The 17,382-nt window shown below is 51.9% G+C and carries 16 protein-coding genes; 7 read left to right on the top strand and 9 right to left on the bottom strand.

Going from position 1 to position 17,382, the window contains the following annotated elements; translation table 11 throughout:
- Positions 1 to 6 precede the first annotated feature (6 nt).
- On the top strand, positions 7 to 1,284 hold the full coding sequence (locus BCF53_RS10215) for an NAD(P)/FAD-dependent oxidoreductase (RefSeq protein WP_132701641.1): 1,278 nt from the start codon (positions 7 to 9) through the stop codon (positions 1,282 to 1,284).
- Entirely contained in the window at positions 1,285 to 2,388 is a 1,104-nt protein-coding gene (aguA, locus tag BCF53_RS10220) for an agmatine deiminase (RefSeq protein ID WP_132701642.1), read from the top strand.
- 85 nt (positions 2,389 to 2,473) lie between these two features.
- Here aguA and BCF53_RS10225 read toward each other — a convergent pair whose 3' ends face one another.
- The gene (locus BCF53_RS10225) at positions 2,474 to 3,190 is read right to left on the bottom strand and encodes a glutamine amidotransferase-related protein (RefSeq protein WP_132701643.1); all 717 of its coding nucleotides are present in this window, start codon (positions 3,188 to 3,190) and stop codon (positions 2,474 to 2,476) included.
- 202 nt (positions 3,191 to 3,392) lie between these two features.
- Between BCF53_RS10225 and BCF53_RS10230 the strand changes: the two genes are divergently transcribed.
- Both BCF53_RS10230 and BCF53_RS10235 read left to right on the top strand, forming a co-directional pair.
- Complete coding sequence (locus BCF53_RS10230) at positions 3,393 to 4,880, top strand: aldehyde dehydrogenase (protein WP_132701644.1); 1,488 nt, start codon at positions 3,393 to 3,395, stop codon at positions 4,878 to 4,880.
- A 55-nt stretch (positions 4,881 to 4,935) separates the two neighbouring features.
- Positions 4,936 to 5,598 (top strand): endonuclease III domain-containing protein, encoded by a 663-nt coding sequence (locus tag BCF53_RS10235; protein ID WP_243645821.1) that lies wholly within the window; start codon positions 4,936 to 4,938, stop codon positions 5,596 to 5,598.
- 106 nt (positions 5,599 to 5,704) lie between these two features.
- Here BCF53_RS10235 and BCF53_RS10240 read toward each other — a convergent pair whose 3' ends face one another.
- Genes BCF53_RS10240 through BCF53_RS10255 form a run of 4 tightly spaced genes read right to left on the bottom strand, consistent with a single transcriptional unit; the run spans position 5,705 to position 9,574 of the window.
- Positions 5,705 to 6,922 carry a phosphopentomutase gene (locus BCF53_RS10240; RefSeq protein ID WP_132701646.1) on the bottom strand — a complete coding sequence of 406 codons (1,218 nt, stop codon included), beginning with the start codon at positions 6,920 to 6,922 and terminating at the stop codon, positions 5,705 to 5,707.
- A gap of 19 nt (positions 6,923 to 6,941) precedes the next feature.
- A complete protein-coding gene (deoA, locus tag BCF53_RS10245) occupies positions 6,942 to 8,258 on the bottom strand; it encodes a thymidine phosphorylase (protein ID WP_132701647.1) in 1,317 nt (438 codons plus the stop codon).
- A gap of 19 nt (positions 8,259 to 8,277) precedes the next feature.
- Positions 8,278 to 9,051, bottom strand: coding sequence for a deoxyribose-phosphate aldolase (gene deoC / locus BCF53_RS10250; RefSeq protein ID WP_132701648.1), 774 nt, complete (start codon positions 9,049 to 9,051; stop codon positions 8,278 to 8,280).
- Between the two features lie 58 nt (positions 9,052 to 9,109).
- Positions 9,110 to 9,574 carry a chemotaxis protein CheX gene (locus BCF53_RS10255; RefSeq protein WP_132701649.1) on the bottom strand — a complete coding sequence of 155 codons (465 nt, stop codon included), beginning with the start codon at positions 9,572 to 9,574 and terminating at the stop codon, positions 9,110 to 9,112.
- Positions 9,575 to 9,706: 132 nt separating this feature from the next.
- Here BCF53_RS10255 and BCF53_RS10260 point away from each other — a divergent pair, with 132 nt between their 5' ends.
- A complete protein-coding gene (locus tag BCF53_RS10260; RefSeq protein WP_132701650.1) occupies positions 9,707 to 10,687 on the top strand; it encodes a histidine kinase in 981 nt (326 codons plus the stop codon).
- Between the two features lie 107 nt (positions 10,688 to 10,794).
- Positions 10,795 to 12,894, top strand: coding sequence for a putative bifunctional diguanylate cyclase/phosphodiesterase (locus BCF53_RS10265; RefSeq protein ID WP_132701651.1), 2,100 nt, complete (start codon positions 10,795 to 10,797; stop codon positions 12,892 to 12,894).
- An 18-nt stretch (positions 12,895 to 12,912) separates the two neighbouring features.
- Here BCF53_RS10265 and nosR read toward each other — a convergent pair whose 3' ends face one another.
- The 4 genes from nosR to BCF53_RS10285 are packed head-to-tail and all read right to left on the bottom strand — an operon-like array spanning position 12,913 to position 16,061.
- Positions 12,913 to 14,247, bottom strand: a complete 1,335-nt coding sequence (nosR, locus tag BCF53_RS10270; RefSeq protein WP_132701652.1) for a response regulator c-di-GMP phosphodiesterase, NosR family — start codon at positions 14,245 to 14,247, stop codon at positions 12,913 to 12,915.
- Positions 14,248 to 14,251: 4 nt separating this feature from the next.
- Positions 14,252 to 15,028, bottom strand: coding sequence for an HDOD domain-containing protein (locus BCF53_RS10275; protein WP_132701653.1), 777 nt, complete (start codon positions 15,026 to 15,028; stop codon positions 14,252 to 14,254).
- Positions 15,004 to 15,285 (bottom strand): hypothetical protein, encoded by a 282-nt coding sequence (locus BCF53_RS10280; protein ID WP_132701654.1) that lies wholly within the window; start codon positions 15,283 to 15,285, stop codon positions 15,004 to 15,006. Before BCF53_RS10280 ends, BCF53_RS10275 begins: the two co-directional genes overlap by 25 nt.
- Positions 15,282 to 16,061, bottom strand: a complete 780-nt coding sequence (locus BCF53_RS10285; RefSeq protein WP_132701655.1) for a response regulator — start codon at positions 16,059 to 16,061, stop codon at positions 15,282 to 15,284. Before BCF53_RS10285 ends, BCF53_RS10280 begins: the two co-directional genes overlap by 4 nt.
- Positions 16,062 to 16,226: 165 nt before the next feature.
- Between BCF53_RS10285 and BCF53_RS10290 the strand changes: the two genes are divergently transcribed.
- Complete coding sequence (locus tag BCF53_RS10290; RefSeq protein ID WP_132701656.1) at positions 16,227 to 17,330, top strand: GGDEF domain-containing protein; 1,104 nt, start codon at positions 16,227 to 16,229, stop codon at positions 17,328 to 17,330.
- Positions 17,331 to 17,382: the final 52 nt, after the last annotated feature.

The raw sequence follows: 17,382 nt of genomic DNA on the forward strand, positions 1-17,382 counted from the left end.
ACAGTCATGAAACAACCCCATGCAAATTCTTATTATGCCGACAGTGCAAACATCGAGTTTAACTTTCCGGAGTTGCAGGGTGAGCAACAGGCCGATGTTTGTGTCATCGGTTCGGGTATTACCGGTGCGTCGGCAGCTCTGGAATTAGCAAAACGGGGCTATAAAGTTATTGTTCTGGAAGCGCAGCGAGTGGGCTGGGGCGCTTCCGGGCGCAGTGGTGGTCAGGCGATTTTTGGTTGGGGGGCGGATCAGTACACCCTGGAAAAACTGGTTAATAAAGACGACGCAAAAAAGCTTTGGGATTTGTCGGTTGAAAGCCTGGACGTAACAAAAGGCTTTATTAAAGATTACAACATTGATTGTGACTGGCGCGACGGCATGGTTCACCTGGGCTTAAAGGACCGGCACGACCGCGAGCTGAAAGAATGGTATGAAGACATGACAAATGTCTACGGTTATCAGTCTCTGGAATTGTGGGATAAAAACAAGGTGCGTGAAAACATCGATAGCGATCGCTACAGTTCCGGCCTGTTTGATTCCAACAGCGGCCACTTGCACCCGCTTAACTATACACTCGGCCTGGTGAAGGCCGCAAAAGATCTCGGTGCAGAATTTTATGAAGGCAGTGAAGTCAACAATATCAAATACCAAGACCCGGCCGTGGTGGAAACAGAGCGGGGCTCGGTGAAGGCCAGCCATGTCGTGTTGGCCGGCAATGCCTATATGAAAGGTGTGAACTGGGGGCTCGAAAGCCGGGTGATGCCGGTGGGAACCTATGTTTGTGCAACCGAGCCCTTAGGAAAAGAGCGCGCATTAAAGCTGCTTAAAAATCACATATCTGCCTGCGACATAAATTTTGTTTTGGATTACTTCCGGTGCTCCGGCGACTATCGCATGTTGTTTGGTGGCAAGGTCAGTTACTCCGGCATTGAGCCGCGACACCTTGCCGAGTCGATGCGCAAAAGCATGCTGAAGGTGTTCCCGCAATTAGCCGATGTGAAAATTGAATCGGCCTGGGGCGGCAATGTCGCCGTGACCATTAATCGCGGACCACACTTTGGCCGGCTGAAAGATAATATCTTTTATGCCCAGGGCTTTTCCGGGCATGGCATCGCCGCTGCCGGCCTTGCCGGTAAACTGATGGCCGAGGCGGTATCAGAAACCGCCGAGCGGCTCGATGTTTTTGAAAAAATTAAACACCTGCCGTTCGATGGCGGCAAACTGTTCCGAACGCCTGCCATGGTGTTGGGTATGGCCTACTATCGCTTGCGTGACTACATGTAAATGACTCATCGAATAGACAGCCTGCCTATCCAGGATGGCTTTTACATGCCGGCTGAGCATCAGCCTCAATCAGAGGTTTGGATGGCATGGCCAATAAGGCCGGATAACTGGCGATTAGGTGCAGCGCCAACACAGCGCGTTTTCGCGGCCGTTGCGAGCGCTATCTCCGAGGTTACGCCGGTGGTTATGATTGTCCAGCCTTCCCACTACGAAGCCGCACGGGAGCAGCTTCCGGAGCGCATTAAGGTGCTCTCAATACCTTATGATGACAGCTGGATGCGTGATATCGGTGCCACCTATTTATTAAGCCCGGAGGGTCAGCGTCGCGGTATCTCCTGGCAGTTCAATGCTTGGGGTGGCGAGGTGGACGGGCTGTACCCACAGTGGGAGCGTGACAGTCGGGTTGCTGAGCAAATGTTAAGCCTGACCGGGGATGATTTTTATATCGCGCCTTTTGTACTGGAAGGCGGTTCAATCCATTGCGATGGTGAGGGAACGCTTTACACCACGGAAGAGTGCCTGCTGCACCCCGGACGAAATTCAGAACTTGGTAAGTCAGATATTGAAGCGCTGCTGAGAATTTATCTGAACATCGAAAAGGTTATTTGGTTACCCGCGGGCCTTTATGAAGATGAAACCAATGGCCACATAGATAATATTCTTCATGTCGCAGGGCCGGGTGAGGTCTTGTTGACCTGGTGCGATGATCCGGCTGATCCTCAATACCAGATAAGCCGCCTTGCATACGATGTGCTAACAACTGAAACCGACGCCAAAGGCCGGCCAATTGTGGTTCACAAGCTGCCCATGCCCGGGCCGCTTTACATTACCGAAGAAGAAGCCCGCGGCATTAAACACAGCTCGATGATGGATCGGCAGCCGGGTACAAGGCTTGCGGCATCCTACGCGAATTTTTTGATTACCAATGGCCGCGTTATCTTCCCCCTGCTTGATGAACGCCATGATCAGCAGGCGCGTGCGGTATTGCAGCGGGTGTTTTCCGGTTACGAAATCATCGGTATTGAGGCGCGGGAAGTGTTGCTTGGCGGTGGCAATATTCACTGCATTACGCAGCAGGTGCCCAGAGGCTCTGCCGCACCCTGAGTGGTGTAGCTTTTGAATGTATGAGGGCTGTGCGTCGCAGCCCTAAGTTGAATTCAAAAGCTTGGCAGCAGTGCGGTCTTTATTCTTATTGCGCTGGGTTGCGGTTGATCTGCAGGAAATTGGCTATCCATTTCATCACGGTATTTGAGTCCGCAGGGTCCTGCAGGCTTGTCATCGCTTTATGATAGTGCGCTTCACCCAACACCGTGTGTCTGGCCTCAATGAGACGTTGCACAAACTCCGGCGAAAATTCCGGGTGCCCCTGTACTGTTAGAATGTGCGCGTCTTTAGCGAACATAAAGTACGGACAGAAATCACTGGCGGCCAGCAGGTTAACCTCAGCCGGAAGCTGGACGACCTGATCTTGGTGGCTGACCAGCAAGTTGAGGTTTTTTTGCTTCGGGGTCATCCATTCAGGCGTTGCTTCAATCTGGTTATAGCTCATGCCGATACCCCAGCCCCTGGATGATTTTTCAACCGTACCGCCCAAGGCAATGCTGATAATCTGATGGCCAAAACAAATGCCAACGAGCGGCTTCTTTATTTCATCCAGTTGACGGATCCAGCTCGCCAGGTTGTGTATCCACGGCTCGTCCGCATAGGCATCATGAACGCTGCCGGTGATGATGTATCCGTCGCATTCGTCCGGGTTGGCGGGTAATGTCATATCCAGTGCGCTGTATAGGCTGTACGCAAAATCCCCATGGGGTGACAGCGTGGCTTTGATCATGTCGGCATATTCGCCGAACTCTGGCACCAGCTTCGGGTTAACCAGCCCGCAAACAATAATTCCTATCTTCATTTTTATTCCTGCAGTGACGTTCTGATGAAGGTTTTCTGTGACAGCGTGCCCGAACTTTTGTTCAGCTATACTTTACAAGCTTGGCTTTTTTAAGGTAAATATGTGCCAAACATACAAATAATAATTAACGCTTGCAAGTGCGCAACCCTTTCGTGAATGTGTGCTGATCGTAACATCAGCCAGGCTGAAACTGAGAGAGAGTATGGAAAATAGTAATTGGATAGCGCAGGCAGATTCTTTGCAATATTCGACAGGTGCGTTCATCAACGGAGAGTTGACGGAGGCAAAAAGCGGGGCAACTTTCCCCTGTGTTAATCCGGCCAACGGAAAGCTGCTGGGCAATGTTGCCCGCTGTGATCAGGCGGATGTTGATCTGGCGGTGCGGGTTGCCCGCCGTGTTTTTGACTCGGGGGTCTGGTCAGCATTAGCGCCAACGCAGAGGAAGGCGGCCTTACAAAAATATGCAGCGCTCATAGAAAAAAATACTGAAAAGCTGGCGATGCTTGAAACCATCGACGCCGGCAAACCCATTGCCGATACGCTCGGTTATGACGCCCCTGCAACCGCTCGTTGCATCGCCTGGAATGCTGAAGCCATTGATAAACTTTATGATGAAGTTGCACCGGTCTCACAGGATTCCCTGGCGCTGGTGACGCGTGAACCTTTGGGTGTGGTTGCGGCCATTGTGCCGTGGAATTTCCCGGCGGTGATGATGTCCTGGAAGCTCGGCCCGGCGCTGGCGGCCGGTAACTCGGTGATCGTTAAGCCGTCTGAAAAAAGCCCGCTCTCGGCGATCTTTCTGGCAGAGCTGGCGCATGAGTCTGGTATACCAGCGGGTGTGTTTCAGGTGCTGCCCGGCTTTGGTCATGAAGCGGGGCAGGCGCTGGCATTGCATCAGGATGTAGACTGCATCACCTTCACCGGTTCTACTGCCGTGGGTAAGAAGCTGCTCACCTTTGCCGGTGAATCGAACATGAAGCGCGCCTTTATGGAATGTGGCGGAAAGAGCCCGCACATCATTTTCAGCGATGTTAAGGATATTGATAAGGCCGTGAACACAGCCGCTGCAGCCATCTGTTATAACCAGGGTGAGGTTTGTACGGCCGGCTCGCGCTTGTTGGTTCAGCGCGATATCTATGAACAGGTTATTGAGAAGCTCCTGGTGGCGATTAAAACCTGGCAGCCCGGTAACCCATTGGAGCCTTCGACCAATGTCGGTGCCATCATTGATCAGCAACAGCTCGACCGTATTCTGGACTATATCAACATCGGGCAGGCTGAAGGTGCCACCTTGCTCTGCGGGGGGCAGCAGGTGCTTACCGAAACAGGTGGTTTGTATGTTGAGCCCTGTGTGTTTACCGATGTCACGCCCGGCATGAGAATTTTTAAAGAGGAAATCTTTGGTTCGGTTCTGGCCGTGACGGTTTTCGATACCCTTGAAGAGGCGATTACACTGGCGAATGATAGTGAGTATGGCTTGGCCGCCGGTGTGTGGACCCGCGATATCTCAACAGCGGTGCGGTGCTCCAGAGCCCTGCGCGCTGGCACCGTATTTGTGAACAACTGGGATGGCGGCGATATGACCATGCCATTTGGTGGCTACAAACAGAGTGGTAATGGCCGGGATAAATCGCTGCACGCCATCGAAAAATACACCGAGATGAAATCAACCTGGATAGAGCTGGATTAAGACCAGTAACGAGGCCGTGAGATAGCCGCCTATTTTTGGCGATTGAGTGACCACAATGAATGACGCCAGCCCACAACAAGCCCAGCTGATAAATCAGGTTTTCAGCCGCTTAGAGACGCACTACGGTCGTTATGGCTGGTGGCACCTGGAAGAGCCTTACGAGGTGATGGTGGGGGCCATTCTTGTGCAAAATACCAGCTGGAAGAATGTCGAAAAGGCGCTGGCAAATCTGGCTGAGCATTTTAATCCGCATGCCATTGCGCAGATGCCGGTGGCAGATTTGGCGGAGCTGATCCGGCCGAGCGGCTATTACAACCAGAAGGCCCTAAAGCTGAAGGCTATCACCAGCTGGTTTGCCCATTACCGCTACAGCATCCAGCAGGTGCGGCAGGTTGATCAGCAAACCCTGCGTCAGCAGCTGCTGTCGGTAAAGGGGGTTGGTAATGAAACCGCCGACGCGATACTGGTGTACGCCATTCGAAAGCCATCCTTTGTTATAGATGCCTACACGCGGAGAATTTTTACCCGTAATGGGCTGGCGGTACCGGCCAGTTACGATAAGTTTCAGGCTCTGCTGGAAAGTGTCATTCCACAGGATAACGATACCTACGCCTACTATCACGGGCTCATGGTGGATCATGCGCAGCAGTTCTGTCATAAAACCCCCAAGTGCAGTGGTTGCCCGCTGGCGCAGGATTGTTTAGGGGTTACTGGCTGAATCGTTTGTCGGCTCTGGCCGCTATTTCAGACCGGACGTTTTGTGAATCGAAAAAAAAAGCGCCACAGGGCGCTTTCTTCATTTCAGAGACCGCGAGCCAGGTCGCTTAGCTTTTCAGTTCAGCTAAAAAGCTGGTGCCGTAATCCATCGCTTCCAGACCGAAATAGTCGGCAATCGTTTGCCCGATATCGGCAAAGGTCTCGCGCTGAGCCAGATTAACCGGCTTGGCATTTTTACCATAAACGATCACCGGGATGTGCTCGCGGGTATGGTCGGTGCCATGCCAGCTCGGGTCGCAGCCGTGGTCAGCGGTGAAGATCACCAGATCGTCGTCGGCAACGGTTTCCAGCAATTCCGGAATGCGGCTGTCGAAGTATTCCAGTGCTTCGGCGTAGCCTTTTATGTCGCGGCGGTGGCCGTAGCTGGAGTCGAAATCCACAAAGTTGGTGAACACAATGGAGCGGTCTTCCGCGCCCTTGATGACATCCAGTGTTTTATCGAACAGCGCTTCCAGGCCAGTCGCCTTGTGCTTTTCGGTTATGCCGGTGTTGGCGTAAATATCGGCGATCTTGCCAATAGAGATGACACTGCCATCGGCTTCTTCCAGCTTCTGCAACACCGTTTTTGCCGGTGGCTGCACGGCCAGGTCGCTGCGGTTGCCGGTACGTTCAAAGCTTTCTGCATCGGCACCGATGAACGGACGGGCAATCACCCGGCCAATGTTGTATTCATTCACCAGTTCGCGGGCAACGCGGCACAACTCGTACAGTCGTTCCAGGCCAAAGGTTTCTTCATGGCAGGCAATCTGGAACACACTGTCGGCACTGGTGTAGACAATCGGCTTACCGGTGCGCATGTGTTCTTCGCCCAGACGCTTCAGAATTTCTGTGCCGGAGGCATGGCAGTTACCCAGAATGCCCGGTACGCCGGTGCGTTCGATAAAGGCGTTCAGCAGCGATTCCGGGAATGAGTTTTCCAGTTGATCAAAGTAGCCCCAATCAAACAGAACCGGGACACCGGCAATTTCCCAGTGGCCGCTCGGCGTGTCTTTACCGCTGGAAAGCTCTTTGGCGTAACCGTAGCTGCCAATCGGGCTGTCGCATTGCGCCATGCCGGCCGGGGTTTCACCCTGGCTGCTTTCGGTCGCGGCGTTGACCAGGCCCAGTTTGGTCATGTTAGGTAATGACAATGGCTGGCCGCGGTCCTCAACGCACCACTTGGCAATGCTGCCCAGCGTGTTAGAACCGGCGTCGCCAAACTTCTCGGCATCGGCACTGGCGCCAATACCGAAGGAATCCAATACGCAAATATGTACTCTCTTCATTTTTATAACCTGCCTTCTGTTAGGCGCTGATGGTTTCAAAAACCGGAACCAGTGATTCGCAAGGGCTGTCGCTAATGACAATGGCCTCGCGCAGCATCTGCTCAACCTGATCGAATTGCGCCTGATCTTGGACATGCACATAGAGCAGGGGTTCACCGGCTTTGATTGCTTCGCCCGGTTTTACAATTTTATCCAAACCGACAGCGTGATCGATTTTCTGATCTGCCCGTGAGCGGCCTCCGCCCAGTTTGACCACGGCAACGCCCAGTTCACGGGTCTTCATCTCTTTGATGAAGCCAGTTTGCTCGGAATTCAATGGCAACACCAACGGAGCTTTTGGAAGATAATCATCCATTTTTTCGATGAAGTCGGCCGGGCCGCCCAAGGCGGTGACCATGTCGGCAAATTTCTTCAGGGCAGAACCATCATCCAGCGCTGCCTGCAGTTTTTCGCGCGCCGCGTCCAGGTTGTCGGCCAGCTTGGCAGAAACCACCATTTCAGCGCACAGCGCCATGGTCACTTCATGCAGGGCTGCGTCACGGTATTCACCGCTCAGGTATTTAACGGCTTCGCGCACCTCAACGGCATTACCGGCAGAACGCGCCAGAACCTGATCCATATTGGTGATCAGTGCCGTGGTCTGCGTGCCGGCACCATTCGCCACCTTAACGATGCTTTCGGCCAGGGCCTTACTTTCTGCGTAGGTGGGCATAAAGGCACCGTCACCGGCTTTCACGTCCATGACCAGCGCATCCAGGCCTGCGGCCAGTTTTTTGGACAGGATTGACGCGGTGATCAGATCGATGCTTTCCACTGTCGCGGTAACATCGCGGATGCCGTAGAAGCGTTTATCCGCCGGCGCCAGGTTGCCGGTTTGACCGATAATGGCCACACCCACCTCTTTAACGATTTCTTTAAAGCGTTCCGGGCTTGGGTAGGGGTCGTAACCGGGAATACTTTCAAACTTATCCAGCGTACCGCCGGTATGACCCAGGCCACGGCCGGAGATCATCGGTACATAGCCACCACAGGCGGCCACCATTGGGCCAAGCATCAGCGAAACAACATCACCGACGCCGCCGGTAGAGTGCTTATCAACGATCGGACCGTCCAGATCATCCCAGTTAAGCACGGTACCGGAGTCGCGCATGGCCAGCGTCAGGTGTACACGCTCTTCAATGGTCAGGCCTTTAAAGTAGATGGCCATAGCGAAGGCACCGATCTGCCCTTCAGTAACATATTCATCGCGAATGCCTGCGACAAACCATTCAATTTCAGATTGGCTCAGTAGCCCGCCGTTACGTTTTTTACGAATAATTTCCTGCGGTAGATACATGGTGTCTCCGAATATGGGCTTAGTAGCTGCCAGAAGTTGAAGAATCGCTGCCGTACCCTAAGGTGCTCAGCAGATTGCCCAGCAGGCTGCTGGCGCCAAAGCGGAAGTGCGCTTCGTTGACCCAGCTTTCGCCCATAATGTCTGCGGCAAGCTGAAGGTAGGTTTGTGCATCTTCAGCGTTACGTACACCGCCGGCGGCTTTAAAGCCAACGTCTTTTCCGCTGTCTTTGATCGCCTGAATCATAATTTTTGCGGCTTCAGGTGTGGCGTTAACCGGCACTTTACCGGTGCTGGTTTTAATAAAGTCTGCGCCTGCCTGAATGGAAATTTCCGAGGCCTGCTTAATCAGCTCAGCTGTTTTCAGCTCGCCGGATTCGATAATCACCTTCAGCTTAACTTCGTCACCGCAAGCCTGCTTGCACTGGCTAACCAGCTGCTGGCCAACCTCTGCATCGCCAGCCATCAGTGCTTTGTAAGGGAATACCACGTCGACCTCGTGTGCGCCTTCGGCAACCGCGGCGCGGGTTTCGGTAACGGCAACGGCAACATCGGCATTGCCATGCGGGAAGTTGGTTACGGTGGCAACTTTGACATTGCTCAGGCCATTCTGGGCCAGCACCTTACGTGCAGTCGCAATAAAAGCCGGGTATACACAAACAGCGGCCGGGTTGCCGACGGGTGTATTTGCCTGCTGGCAAAGCTGGGTGATTACGGCGGTGGTATCGTCTTCGTTCAACGAAGTCAGATCCATCAGTTTCAGTGCCTGTTCGGCAACGGCTTTCAATTCAGTCATTTACTTGTCCGGACGGTCAGATTTGGTGGGGGTATTCTAGAATTAAAGCCGTGTTAACTCAACGGCTCAGGTTCACTTCTATGTACATTTTACCCTGATCCAGCTCCAGCGGAAGGGTTAGCACCGGACCATTGCCGGGGTGGTTTATTTCATGGGGCTTGCCGGTGAGGATGGTTGGCCGTGTCAGGTCAAAATCGTATCCGCTGCTGGATAACCGCTGTTTGGCACCTCCGCAGACCATGTTGGTGATCTCGCCGGCCAGATCGAGTGCGGAATCGTCCAGTTCGCTGAGCTTCTCGCCCAGCATGCGCTCGTAAACGGCCAGCAATGCCTCCTTTTCAAAGGTGATCGCCAGGGTGCCCTTGTGGGCCGGGCCGGAAAGCGCAATGAAGCCGGTCACCTCTCCGTTCGCCTGATTGCCTTTTTTTAACGCTGGTTTACCCACTCTTGACTCCATATTGGCCATGGTGCGGGTAACTTCCAGCGTGGCTTCCAGAAAGGGGTTAATGATGCCTACATCCATAAACAGTTCGAAAAAAGTAGTTAATGCTAAAGTTAGTTTATATCTGGCAAAATGCCGAGCCAATTCATTAATCAAGATTAAAAAAGAATTCTCAAAGGTTTAAGGAACTTTTCATTGAAAGAACAGAAGCGAATGAAACAGGTCGTCCTGGTGTTTTTTGTTATCTGGCTGCTGCTCATTGCGGTTGCCGGCTATTCGGTATATCTGGATGCAGGTGTGGGCTTGCCGGCCGGGGTACTGGTATTGTCAGTGTTATTCGGGCTGAGCGGCGTATGGATGTTCAATACCGGTCAGCAGCAGGTGGTTGAGCTCAATAAGAGCCATAGCCGCACCAAGCGGCAGCTGCAGGAGTTGCAGCTGAAGATAGACCGCTACGAATACGACGCTAAAAAGAGCAGTGAACTGCGCCGTATAGTATTGAACTCTACGCAGGAAAAAGACCACGCCGTGCAGAATATGGCGCGGGCGTTGGATAAAGCCATGGATGAAATTCTGCTGTCTGTGGATGACCTGCAGACAGAGCCGGCCGCCATTGTTAAAAGCAAAGCCATGAGCATGAAGCAGTACGCCGCAGATTTGCTGGTACTGGCCAAGCTGGAGCTGAAGTCGGAACTGCCGGAACCGGTCGAGATTGATTTCAATACCGAGATAGACCGGCTGATGTCTCAGTGGAACAGCATTGCCCGGTCACGGAAAATCAAAATCAAGCTAGATAACCCGGAACACCAGATTTCCATGTACACCGATGTGAACTGGGTGGAAAACCTGTTAACCCGTCTGGTGCTGGCCCTGCTGCGTATGAACCGCGATACCCTGCTGCATATTGGCCTGATCACCTATACCGATGCAGAACTGGGTGATTCACTGCGCCTGGCCTTTTCCATTGAAGGCCGAACGCTTACGGCTAAACAGCTGGCTCATATCGCTGGCGACTATATCTCGGTGATCGACGAAGGTCAGGAGGTTGGCCCAGGGCTCTCATTTGTTGTTGGCCGCCGTGTTGCACAAATGCTCAATGGCAGTTTTGAGGTGACGTCTTCAGAAAACGGGATTGAAGCACTGGTTGTTATTCCCCGTCGGGAAGACATCGAAGAGCAGGACACCTTCAGCTAAGTTGTTGAAAAGCGGAGCATAATGCCTCGCTTTGAAATATCGGTTTGTTGTGATTCCATAGGCAGCGTCTACACTCTGGTGTAATAGCAATTTACGTTGAGAGCATAATGGAGTTCGATCTGGAGCCTGGTGAACGCCTGATATACGAGCAGTTGCGCCAATCATCGAATATGTACTATTTGGTTCTCGACCGGGAGCTGAAAGTAAAAGATGTAAGCCCCGGGCTGGTCGCAGCCCTGGGTCGCACATTGTTTGATCTTTACCAGGTGCATATTGCCGACCTGCCTTTAATCCCTTTGACCACGGATTATGACGAGCTGGACTGGTCCGACCATCCGCTGCTGACGGAGTTTCTGTCGGCCAATCAATCCGGGCAAACGAGCCTGCTCATTAAAACCCTTGCCGGCACGCTACTGAACCTTAACGTCGATGTCACCTGCGCCGATGACCAGTTTGTACTGCTGTTTTCTCATCAAAAGGACATCGCGCCATTGCAGGACAGGCTGCAGCTGTTTGATGAGTTGTTTGCCTCCTGTTCCAACGCCATTGTCATTACCAACGATAAAAACGAAATTCTTCAGGTAAACCCGGCCTTCCATAAGATAACCGGATACAGCGAACGAGAAGTTATTGGGAAAACACCCTCGGTTCTAACCTCGGGTGCGCACGGTGGTGAGTTCTACCAGGACATGTGGCAATCGCTGAAAAAGAAAGACTTCTGGCAGGGGGTGATGATAAACCGGCGTAAATCCGGTGAGCTGTGCTCCGATCATCTGAAGATCCGTGCCGTGCGCGGTGTGGATAAAAACATTATTTACTACCTGGGTGTTTACAGCGAGGTGGTACTTTCAGAGCAGGTCGAGGCCGATAAACAGCTGTTGACCGAGCTCGATGTGCTTACCGCACTGCCGAAGCGCACCTTGCTGATCGACCGTCTGGAACAGGCACTGGCTTACGCGAAGCGGCATGACTATGGTGTTGCCGTGCTCTATATGGACCTTGATCATTTCTCCAATGTTAATGATCAGTTCGGTAAAAACTTTGGTGACAGCGTTATTAAAAAGATCGCCGAGCGGTTGCACGATGTCATTCGCCAGGGCGATACCCTTTCCCGCACCGGCGGTGATGAGTTTGTACTGGTGCTGCGCGATCTGGCTATGGATTTTGATCTGGAAAAATTTGTAGAGCGTGTCATTAATACAATTGAGATGCCGATCTCGATCGATCAGCAGGACGTAGTGGTGACCACCAGTATTGGTATTTCCCGCTTCCCGGAAGACGATGCCTCGGCAGAAAAGCTGATACGCCATGCCAACCACTCTATGGGCGTTGCCAAATCTTATGGCCGCGCCAGTTTTGTGCTGCATTCCGGTCAGCTCGAAGAGGAACGGAGCAAGAACCTGGTTGCCCGACAGCAGGCGTTGGATGCGTTAGAGCAGGGCCATTACGAACTGTACGTTCAGCCCCAGTTCGATCTGGAAAACCGCGCTATCTATGGTGCTGAGTTTCTGCTGCGCTGGAACTCACCGGATTTTGGCCTGGTAACGCCGGATAAGTTTCTGCCGAACTTAAAAGACAAGAACCTGTTGCTGAAGATCGATGAATGGGTTGTCGGCCAGGCTATGGATATTATTGAAGATCATTTCTCCGATGATCTTTTCGAAAAGGTCAGCTTTGGTATCAACTTAACGCCGGTGAGCCTGCAGAGTGAGCGCTTTCATAAATGGCTGGAGGCGAAGCTGCTAACGGTGAGCCCACGCGTTACCCGGCGTCTGGAATTTGAAATTCTGGAAACCGATGCACTGCAGAACTTAGACTCGGTAAGAAGCCTGATATTCCGGCTGGATAAATTTAACGTCAGGTTTTCGCTCGATGATTTCGGCACCGGCTACAGTTCGTTGAGTATCTTCAACCAGCTGCCGGTACACAGCGTAAAAATTGATAGGACCTTTGTGAATCAGATGGTCGATGATTATCGTAATCTGAGTCTGATTAAGGCCATCTGTGAAATGTCGAAGATCTTTAACCGCAACATCATTGCCGAAGGTGTGGAAAACAAAGAGCAGGCGCATTTACTGCTGAATATCGGCTGCTCAATCGTGCAGGGCTTTGGCTTGCATCGCCCCGGCCCGGCAGAGAAGGTGGCCAATAACCTGAAGGTTATGGACATCCCCTCTGACTGGACTCTGAATAAACAGGGCCAGTGAACCAACCATCCCTGGTGGCTAGCTTGTTTGTTCCAAGGCGTCTTCTTCCTGCTGGTCGTTTTCAACATAGAGCACGTATTTGTGTTGTTCTTTTGAGCCGATGTATTCCAGCTTGCTGATGATCTTTTCGGTTAGCACCGCACCGCGGGTCAGCATGATGATGCCACGCAGGTTGTACAGATCGCGCGAGAGCACCATGCCGGGTTGGGCTTTTCCTAGTGCTACCATGGTTTCGTATTTGCCCTTCTTGGCGAACTCCTGTTTCACGCACTGCAGGAACGGCTCGACCAGTTCCGGGTCGACCTCCTTCCCGGCGATTGACCGTAAATACTTTTCAGCATCGTCATCGGAGTGATGACTGCCATCCGCAAGCCCGTTGCGAAACATAAAGAAGTGCATGGCGACACCGATAATCCGTGCACCAATGGGAATGTCTTTGCCCGGCAGTTTATGCGGGAAGCCCTTGCCATCGTATTGCTCACAATGGAACTTAATCAGGTTGGATACATTGCTCAGGTGATCGAGACTCGCCATCAGCGAGTAGCCCTGCAACGGGTAAGACTTGTACTCGTTCAGGTCTGGCCCGCTTAAATTGAAGTAGGGTTTTACCAGGTTGGCGTCGGGGATGCGTATCTTGCCAAGCTCGTGCAGTTTTGCGGCCCGGTAGATGTTTTCCTGCTCCTGTTCATCAAGCTTCAGGTGTTTGGCCAGTGCCAGTGCGGTATCGGCAATATCGTTAAGGTGGTCCTTGGGGGCAACCGTTCTCAGTTGCAGTACCTGGGCGATCACATCAATAAAAACGCTGTAGCTGGATTTCAATTCCTGAAAACTTAAGTCGAGCATGTCTGCGGTTTGCTGCAGCTCCTGGGTTCTTGCGGCAACCTTTGCCTCCAGGTTTTTGTTTGCCTCTGCCAGTTGAATGGCCTGCTTCTTGGTCACATCGGCAAGGTGATCCCGTTCTTTGCGCACTTTAACAAACGAGGCTGCCTCTCGTATTTTGCTGAGCAGAACGTCATCGTCCCACGGCTTTTTCAGAAACTGGTGAACACCGCCATCATTGAGGGCCTGAATCATAGAGTTGAAATCAGAGTAGCCAGACATGATAAAGCGAAACGAGTGCGGGCAAATCTCTCTGGCTTTGGTCATGAAAACATCGCCCATCATACCGGGCATTCTCATGTCGGAAATGATGATGTCGCAAGGTTGCTTGTTCAGAAACTCTATGGCCTTCTGACCGCTGGTGGCAAAGGCGCACTGGTAGCTTTCAAAGGTCATCAGTCGCTTCAGCGTTTTAAGAATATTGACCTCGTCATCTACAAATAGAATACGAATGTCGTTGCTGGTTTCTTCCATCAAGTCACCTGATCAGTTTAATCAAATCGTTGCGTTCATCGCGAATACCAAAAGTGATATCCGCTAACTCACTTGGCTTAAGGTTCAGTACCTGTAACTCAACGTCCAGGTTGTTTAGTTTTTTGAAGACGGCTTCTTTTTTCCCCTGAAGGACGATTGCCATGTTAAAGGCAAGCTTCAGTGCGCTGGTTTCTTTGCAGTGACGGCTTTGCTGATAGAGCTCAACAATGGCGTTGCTGATACGCTCAGGAAAGTTCATTTTGCTGAAAAGAATAGCACTGGCATCGTGCAGCAGGTTTACCGTCAGGAACTTTTCCAGACCGGGCTCATAGTTAATGAGTACCGGCAACAGGTGAAGCAGACCGGTTAAATAGCCGTTGTCTTCCGGCAAGCCCATCTTGCCGTAAAGTTCGCGGCAAATCAGGGCGGTTGTCAGGCTGTGCTTTACATAGCCGGCTAACTTTTCGTTACCGGCCGTGCCCATAACAACGCTGGTAAAAATAAGCGACTTCAGCTTTTTATAGCCCAGTAGCACGATGGTTTCTTCGATGTTTTCAATGGTTCTGGGAAAACCGAAGAACGGGCTGTTACAAATAAGCAGTAGCTTTGCACTGAGCAACGGCTCGGTTGCGATCAGGGCTTTCAGTGCGGCAGTATTCGGAGTGGGTTTTTCAATCTCCTGAATAATCGCGCTGGTGTTCTGGCTGATGATTTGTGCCTGGTCGAGTTTCTCTAAACTGCTTAGCCATTCAGCGCTTATACGACTTTTTTCAGCAGACATTCCTTTAGTTCCCGCATTAGTTTACTGGCATGAGGCTCAAATAGAGTTTCAATAAATTTTCTTTGCTCATCAAGATTGGCTGAGTTGTCTGGTGCGTTGGCCTCATTAACCTCAACCTGCTGAATGTTTTGCTTTGTCAGTGCCCTGATTACAGCGCCGGTTAATGCAATCCCGGCAGGTAGCAGGGTCGCGCCGGAAGCGCTGACAACAGCCTCCCGGGTCGTCATGCCTTCTGCTTTGCTGATATCAATTTTCATACGACTGCCTGAATGGTGTAAAGCTGGCCAATATCCGTATTGTTGAGTGAAAGGTGTGTGGCACTGGCCTTGAACTCTTTTTCTCCGGTTATAAATTCTATCGTTCTGCCCGGCTCAAAGTGTTCGATCATGTGATGCATCGGCTCGGGAATGACCCGTTTATAGGGCCTGCCTTCAACGGCGCTGGAAAAATCAAAGTCTGTGCAGAACTGCTGGTTTGCCAGGACTACCATGCCGTCATGACTGATGCAGACAATGCCGATGGGCAGCTGTTCAACAATTTTTTCATAGCGCTGCAGCGACAGTATGTTCATGTTGAGCACGCGGGTCTTGCGTTCGATATTTTCTTCCAGGTTAGCGTTAGCGGTAATCAGCTTGTCTTTTAGCTGCTGGTTCTCGGTGATCAGATCATAGGCCTGCATGCCATCCTCAACGCAGCTTAACAGTTCGTCATCATCCCAGGGCTTGAGCAGAAAGCGGAATATCTGCCCGGTGTTGACGGCCGCACGGATCGATTCCAGATCGGTGTAACCGGTGATCAGAATTCTGCGTATGTTGGGGTAAGCGGCTGAAACGCGGGCGAACAACTCCGAGCCGGTCATCTTCGGCATGCGCTGGTCGGATATAACAACGCTGATATCCGGGTTTGCCTCAATGCAATCGAGAGCCTCCTGACCATTGCTGGCGGTTAGAACATCCATATTGTGCGTGTAAAGCAGGCGCTTAATGCTATTGGCGATGCTTTTTTCATCATCGACAACCAGTACTTTTGACATTTATTTGGTCCGTAAAACTCCGTATTTTGATTATAGAAGCAGGGTGGTGATCCGCAAGCAGACCGCGCTTCACGAGCTGCAGCTAATTTGCTGCTGCAATAATTGCGCAGCCGGTGCAATTGTTACCTATATTAAAATGATGGGTGTTAATGTTGTGGAGTCCTTATGGCTACGGCCTTTAAATGGAGCGCTGCATTCCTTACCGGGCAGAGTACGGTAGATGAGCAGCATTACCAGCTGATTGACATTATTAATCAGTTTGGCAAAGAGTTTGAACTGGAAGAGATTGACCGCGCAGCCGTCGATGGGCTGTACCTGGATTTACTGGCCTATACCGAATATCACTTCGAGGAAGAAGAAGCGTTAATGCAGCAATGCCGGTTGGACGAGCGGCACATTGCCGGGCACAAGGAGGCGCACAAACGCTTTTTGGACGAGGTGCAATTAATTTATTCAGGCATGTCCTTTAACGACCGCAGTCGGGCGCATTCCTACCTGAAGTTTCTGATTCACTGGCTGGCCTATCATATTCTTGGCAAAGACAAAGAAATGTCGGCGCAGATTGACGACATCAGAAACGGAGCAACGCCGGAAGCGGCCTACCTGAAGCACAAGCCGAATGACGACACCAAGGAGCCATTGGTTGAAGCACTGGATGGCCTGCTGGAGCAGCTTTCAAAACGCAACGCAGAGCTGCGGCAGCTCAACGCCGAACTGGAAGATAAGGTTCAGCAACGAACTCAGCAGCTGCTTGCTGCTAATCAAAAGTTAGAGGTTCTGTCGCTGACTGATATTCTGACCTCGCTGCCCAACCGGCGCCATGCCATGAAAAGCCTGCAGCTGCTATGGGAAGAGTCCGAACAGACTGGCAGCCCACTGAGTGCGCTGATGATTGATGCCGATAACTTTAAAACCATTAACGATACTTACGGCCACGATTCCGGTGATAAGGTGCTGATAAAGCTGGCGACCATGCTTCGCGATTCGTTCCGCAATGATGATCAGGTCTGTCGGCTGGGCGGCGATGAATTCTTTGTCATCTGCCCAAAGACGCCGCTGGACGATGCCGTGGAGCTGGCCGAAAAGGTGCGTCAGCAGGTTGCCGCCATGGTGGTTTCGGTTCCGGGTGGCCAATGGCAGGGCAGCATCAGCGTGGGTGTGGCCGCGAAAGATGCCGCCATGGCCAGCAAGGAAGAGTTGATACAGAAGGCTGATCAGGGCGCTATAGCCGCCAAGCAGGCTGGCAAGAACAATGTTCAGGCGGTATAGCCGGGTGGCAAAAAACAGCTACTTTGCTAATTTTAAATGAAAGTATTCAGAG

It is taken from the genome of Reinekea marinisedimentorum (assembly GCF_004341165.1).
In the GTDB taxonomy this organism is placed as follows: domain Bacteria; phylum Pseudomonadota; class Gammaproteobacteria; order Pseudomonadales; family Natronospirillaceae; genus Reinekea; species Reinekea marinisedimentorum.

What these genes read in the sequence shown, in the direction of transcription:
- BCF53_RS10215 (WP_132701641.1), top strand. Translation starts at nt 7, where the DNA reads ATGAAACAACCCCATGCAAATTCTTATTATGCCGACAGTGCAAACATC.
- aguA (WP_132701642.1), top strand. Translation starts at nt 1,285, where the DNA reads ATGACTCATCGAATAGACAGCCTGCCTATCCAGGATGGCTTTTACATG.
- BCF53_RS10225 (WP_132701643.1), bottom strand. Translation starts at nt 3,190, where the DNA reads ATGAAGATAGGAATTATTGTTTGCGGGCTGGTTAACCCGAAGCTGGTG.
- BCF53_RS10230 (WP_132701644.1), top strand. Translation starts at nt 3,393, where the DNA reads ATGGAAAATAGTAATTGGATAGCGCAGGCAGATTCTTTGCAATATTCG.
- BCF53_RS10235 (WP_243645821.1), top strand. Translation starts at nt 4,936, where the DNA reads ATGAATGACGCCAGCCCACAACAAGCCCAGCTGATAAATCAGGTTTTC.
- BCF53_RS10240 (WP_132701646.1), bottom strand. Translation starts at nt 6,922, where the DNA reads ATGAAGAGAGTACATATTTGCGTATTGGATTCCTTCGGTATTGGCGCC.
- deoA (WP_132701647.1), bottom strand. Translation starts at nt 8,258, where the DNA reads ATGTATCTACCGCAGGAAATTATTCGTAAAAAACGTAACGGCGGGCTA.
- deoC (WP_132701648.1), bottom strand. Translation starts at nt 9,051, where the DNA reads ATGACTGAATTGAAAGCCGTTGCCGAACAGGCACTGAAACTGATGGAT.
- BCF53_RS10255 (WP_132701649.1), bottom strand. Translation starts at nt 9,574, where the DNA reads ATGGATGTAGGCATCATTAACCCCTTTCTGGAAGCCACGCTGGAAGTT.
- BCF53_RS10260 (WP_132701650.1), top strand. Translation starts at nt 9,707, where the DNA reads ATGAAACAGGTCGTCCTGGTGTTTTTTGTTATCTGGCTGCTGCTCATT.
- BCF53_RS10265 (WP_132701651.1), top strand. Translation starts at nt 10,795, where the DNA reads ATGGAGTTCGATCTGGAGCCTGGTGAACGCCTGATATACGAGCAGTTG.
- nosR (WP_132701652.1), bottom strand. Translation starts at nt 14,247, where the DNA reads ATGGAAGAAACCAGCAACGACATTCGTATTCTATTTGTAGATGACGAG.
- BCF53_RS10275 (WP_132701653.1), bottom strand. Translation starts at nt 15,028, where the DNA reads ATGTCTGCTGAAAAAAGTCGTATAAGCGCTGAATGGCTAAGCAGTTTA.
- BCF53_RS10280 (WP_132701654.1), bottom strand. Translation starts at nt 15,285, where the DNA reads ATGAAAATTGATATCAGCAAAGCAGAAGGCATGACGACCCGGGAGGCT.
- BCF53_RS10285 (WP_132701655.1), bottom strand. Translation starts at nt 16,061, where the DNA reads ATGTCAAAAGTACTGGTTGTCGATGATGAAAAAAGCATCGCCAATAGC.
- BCF53_RS10290 (WP_132701656.1), top strand. Translation starts at nt 16,227, where the DNA reads ATGGCTACGGCCTTTAAATGGAGCGCTGCATTCCTTACCGGGCAGAGT.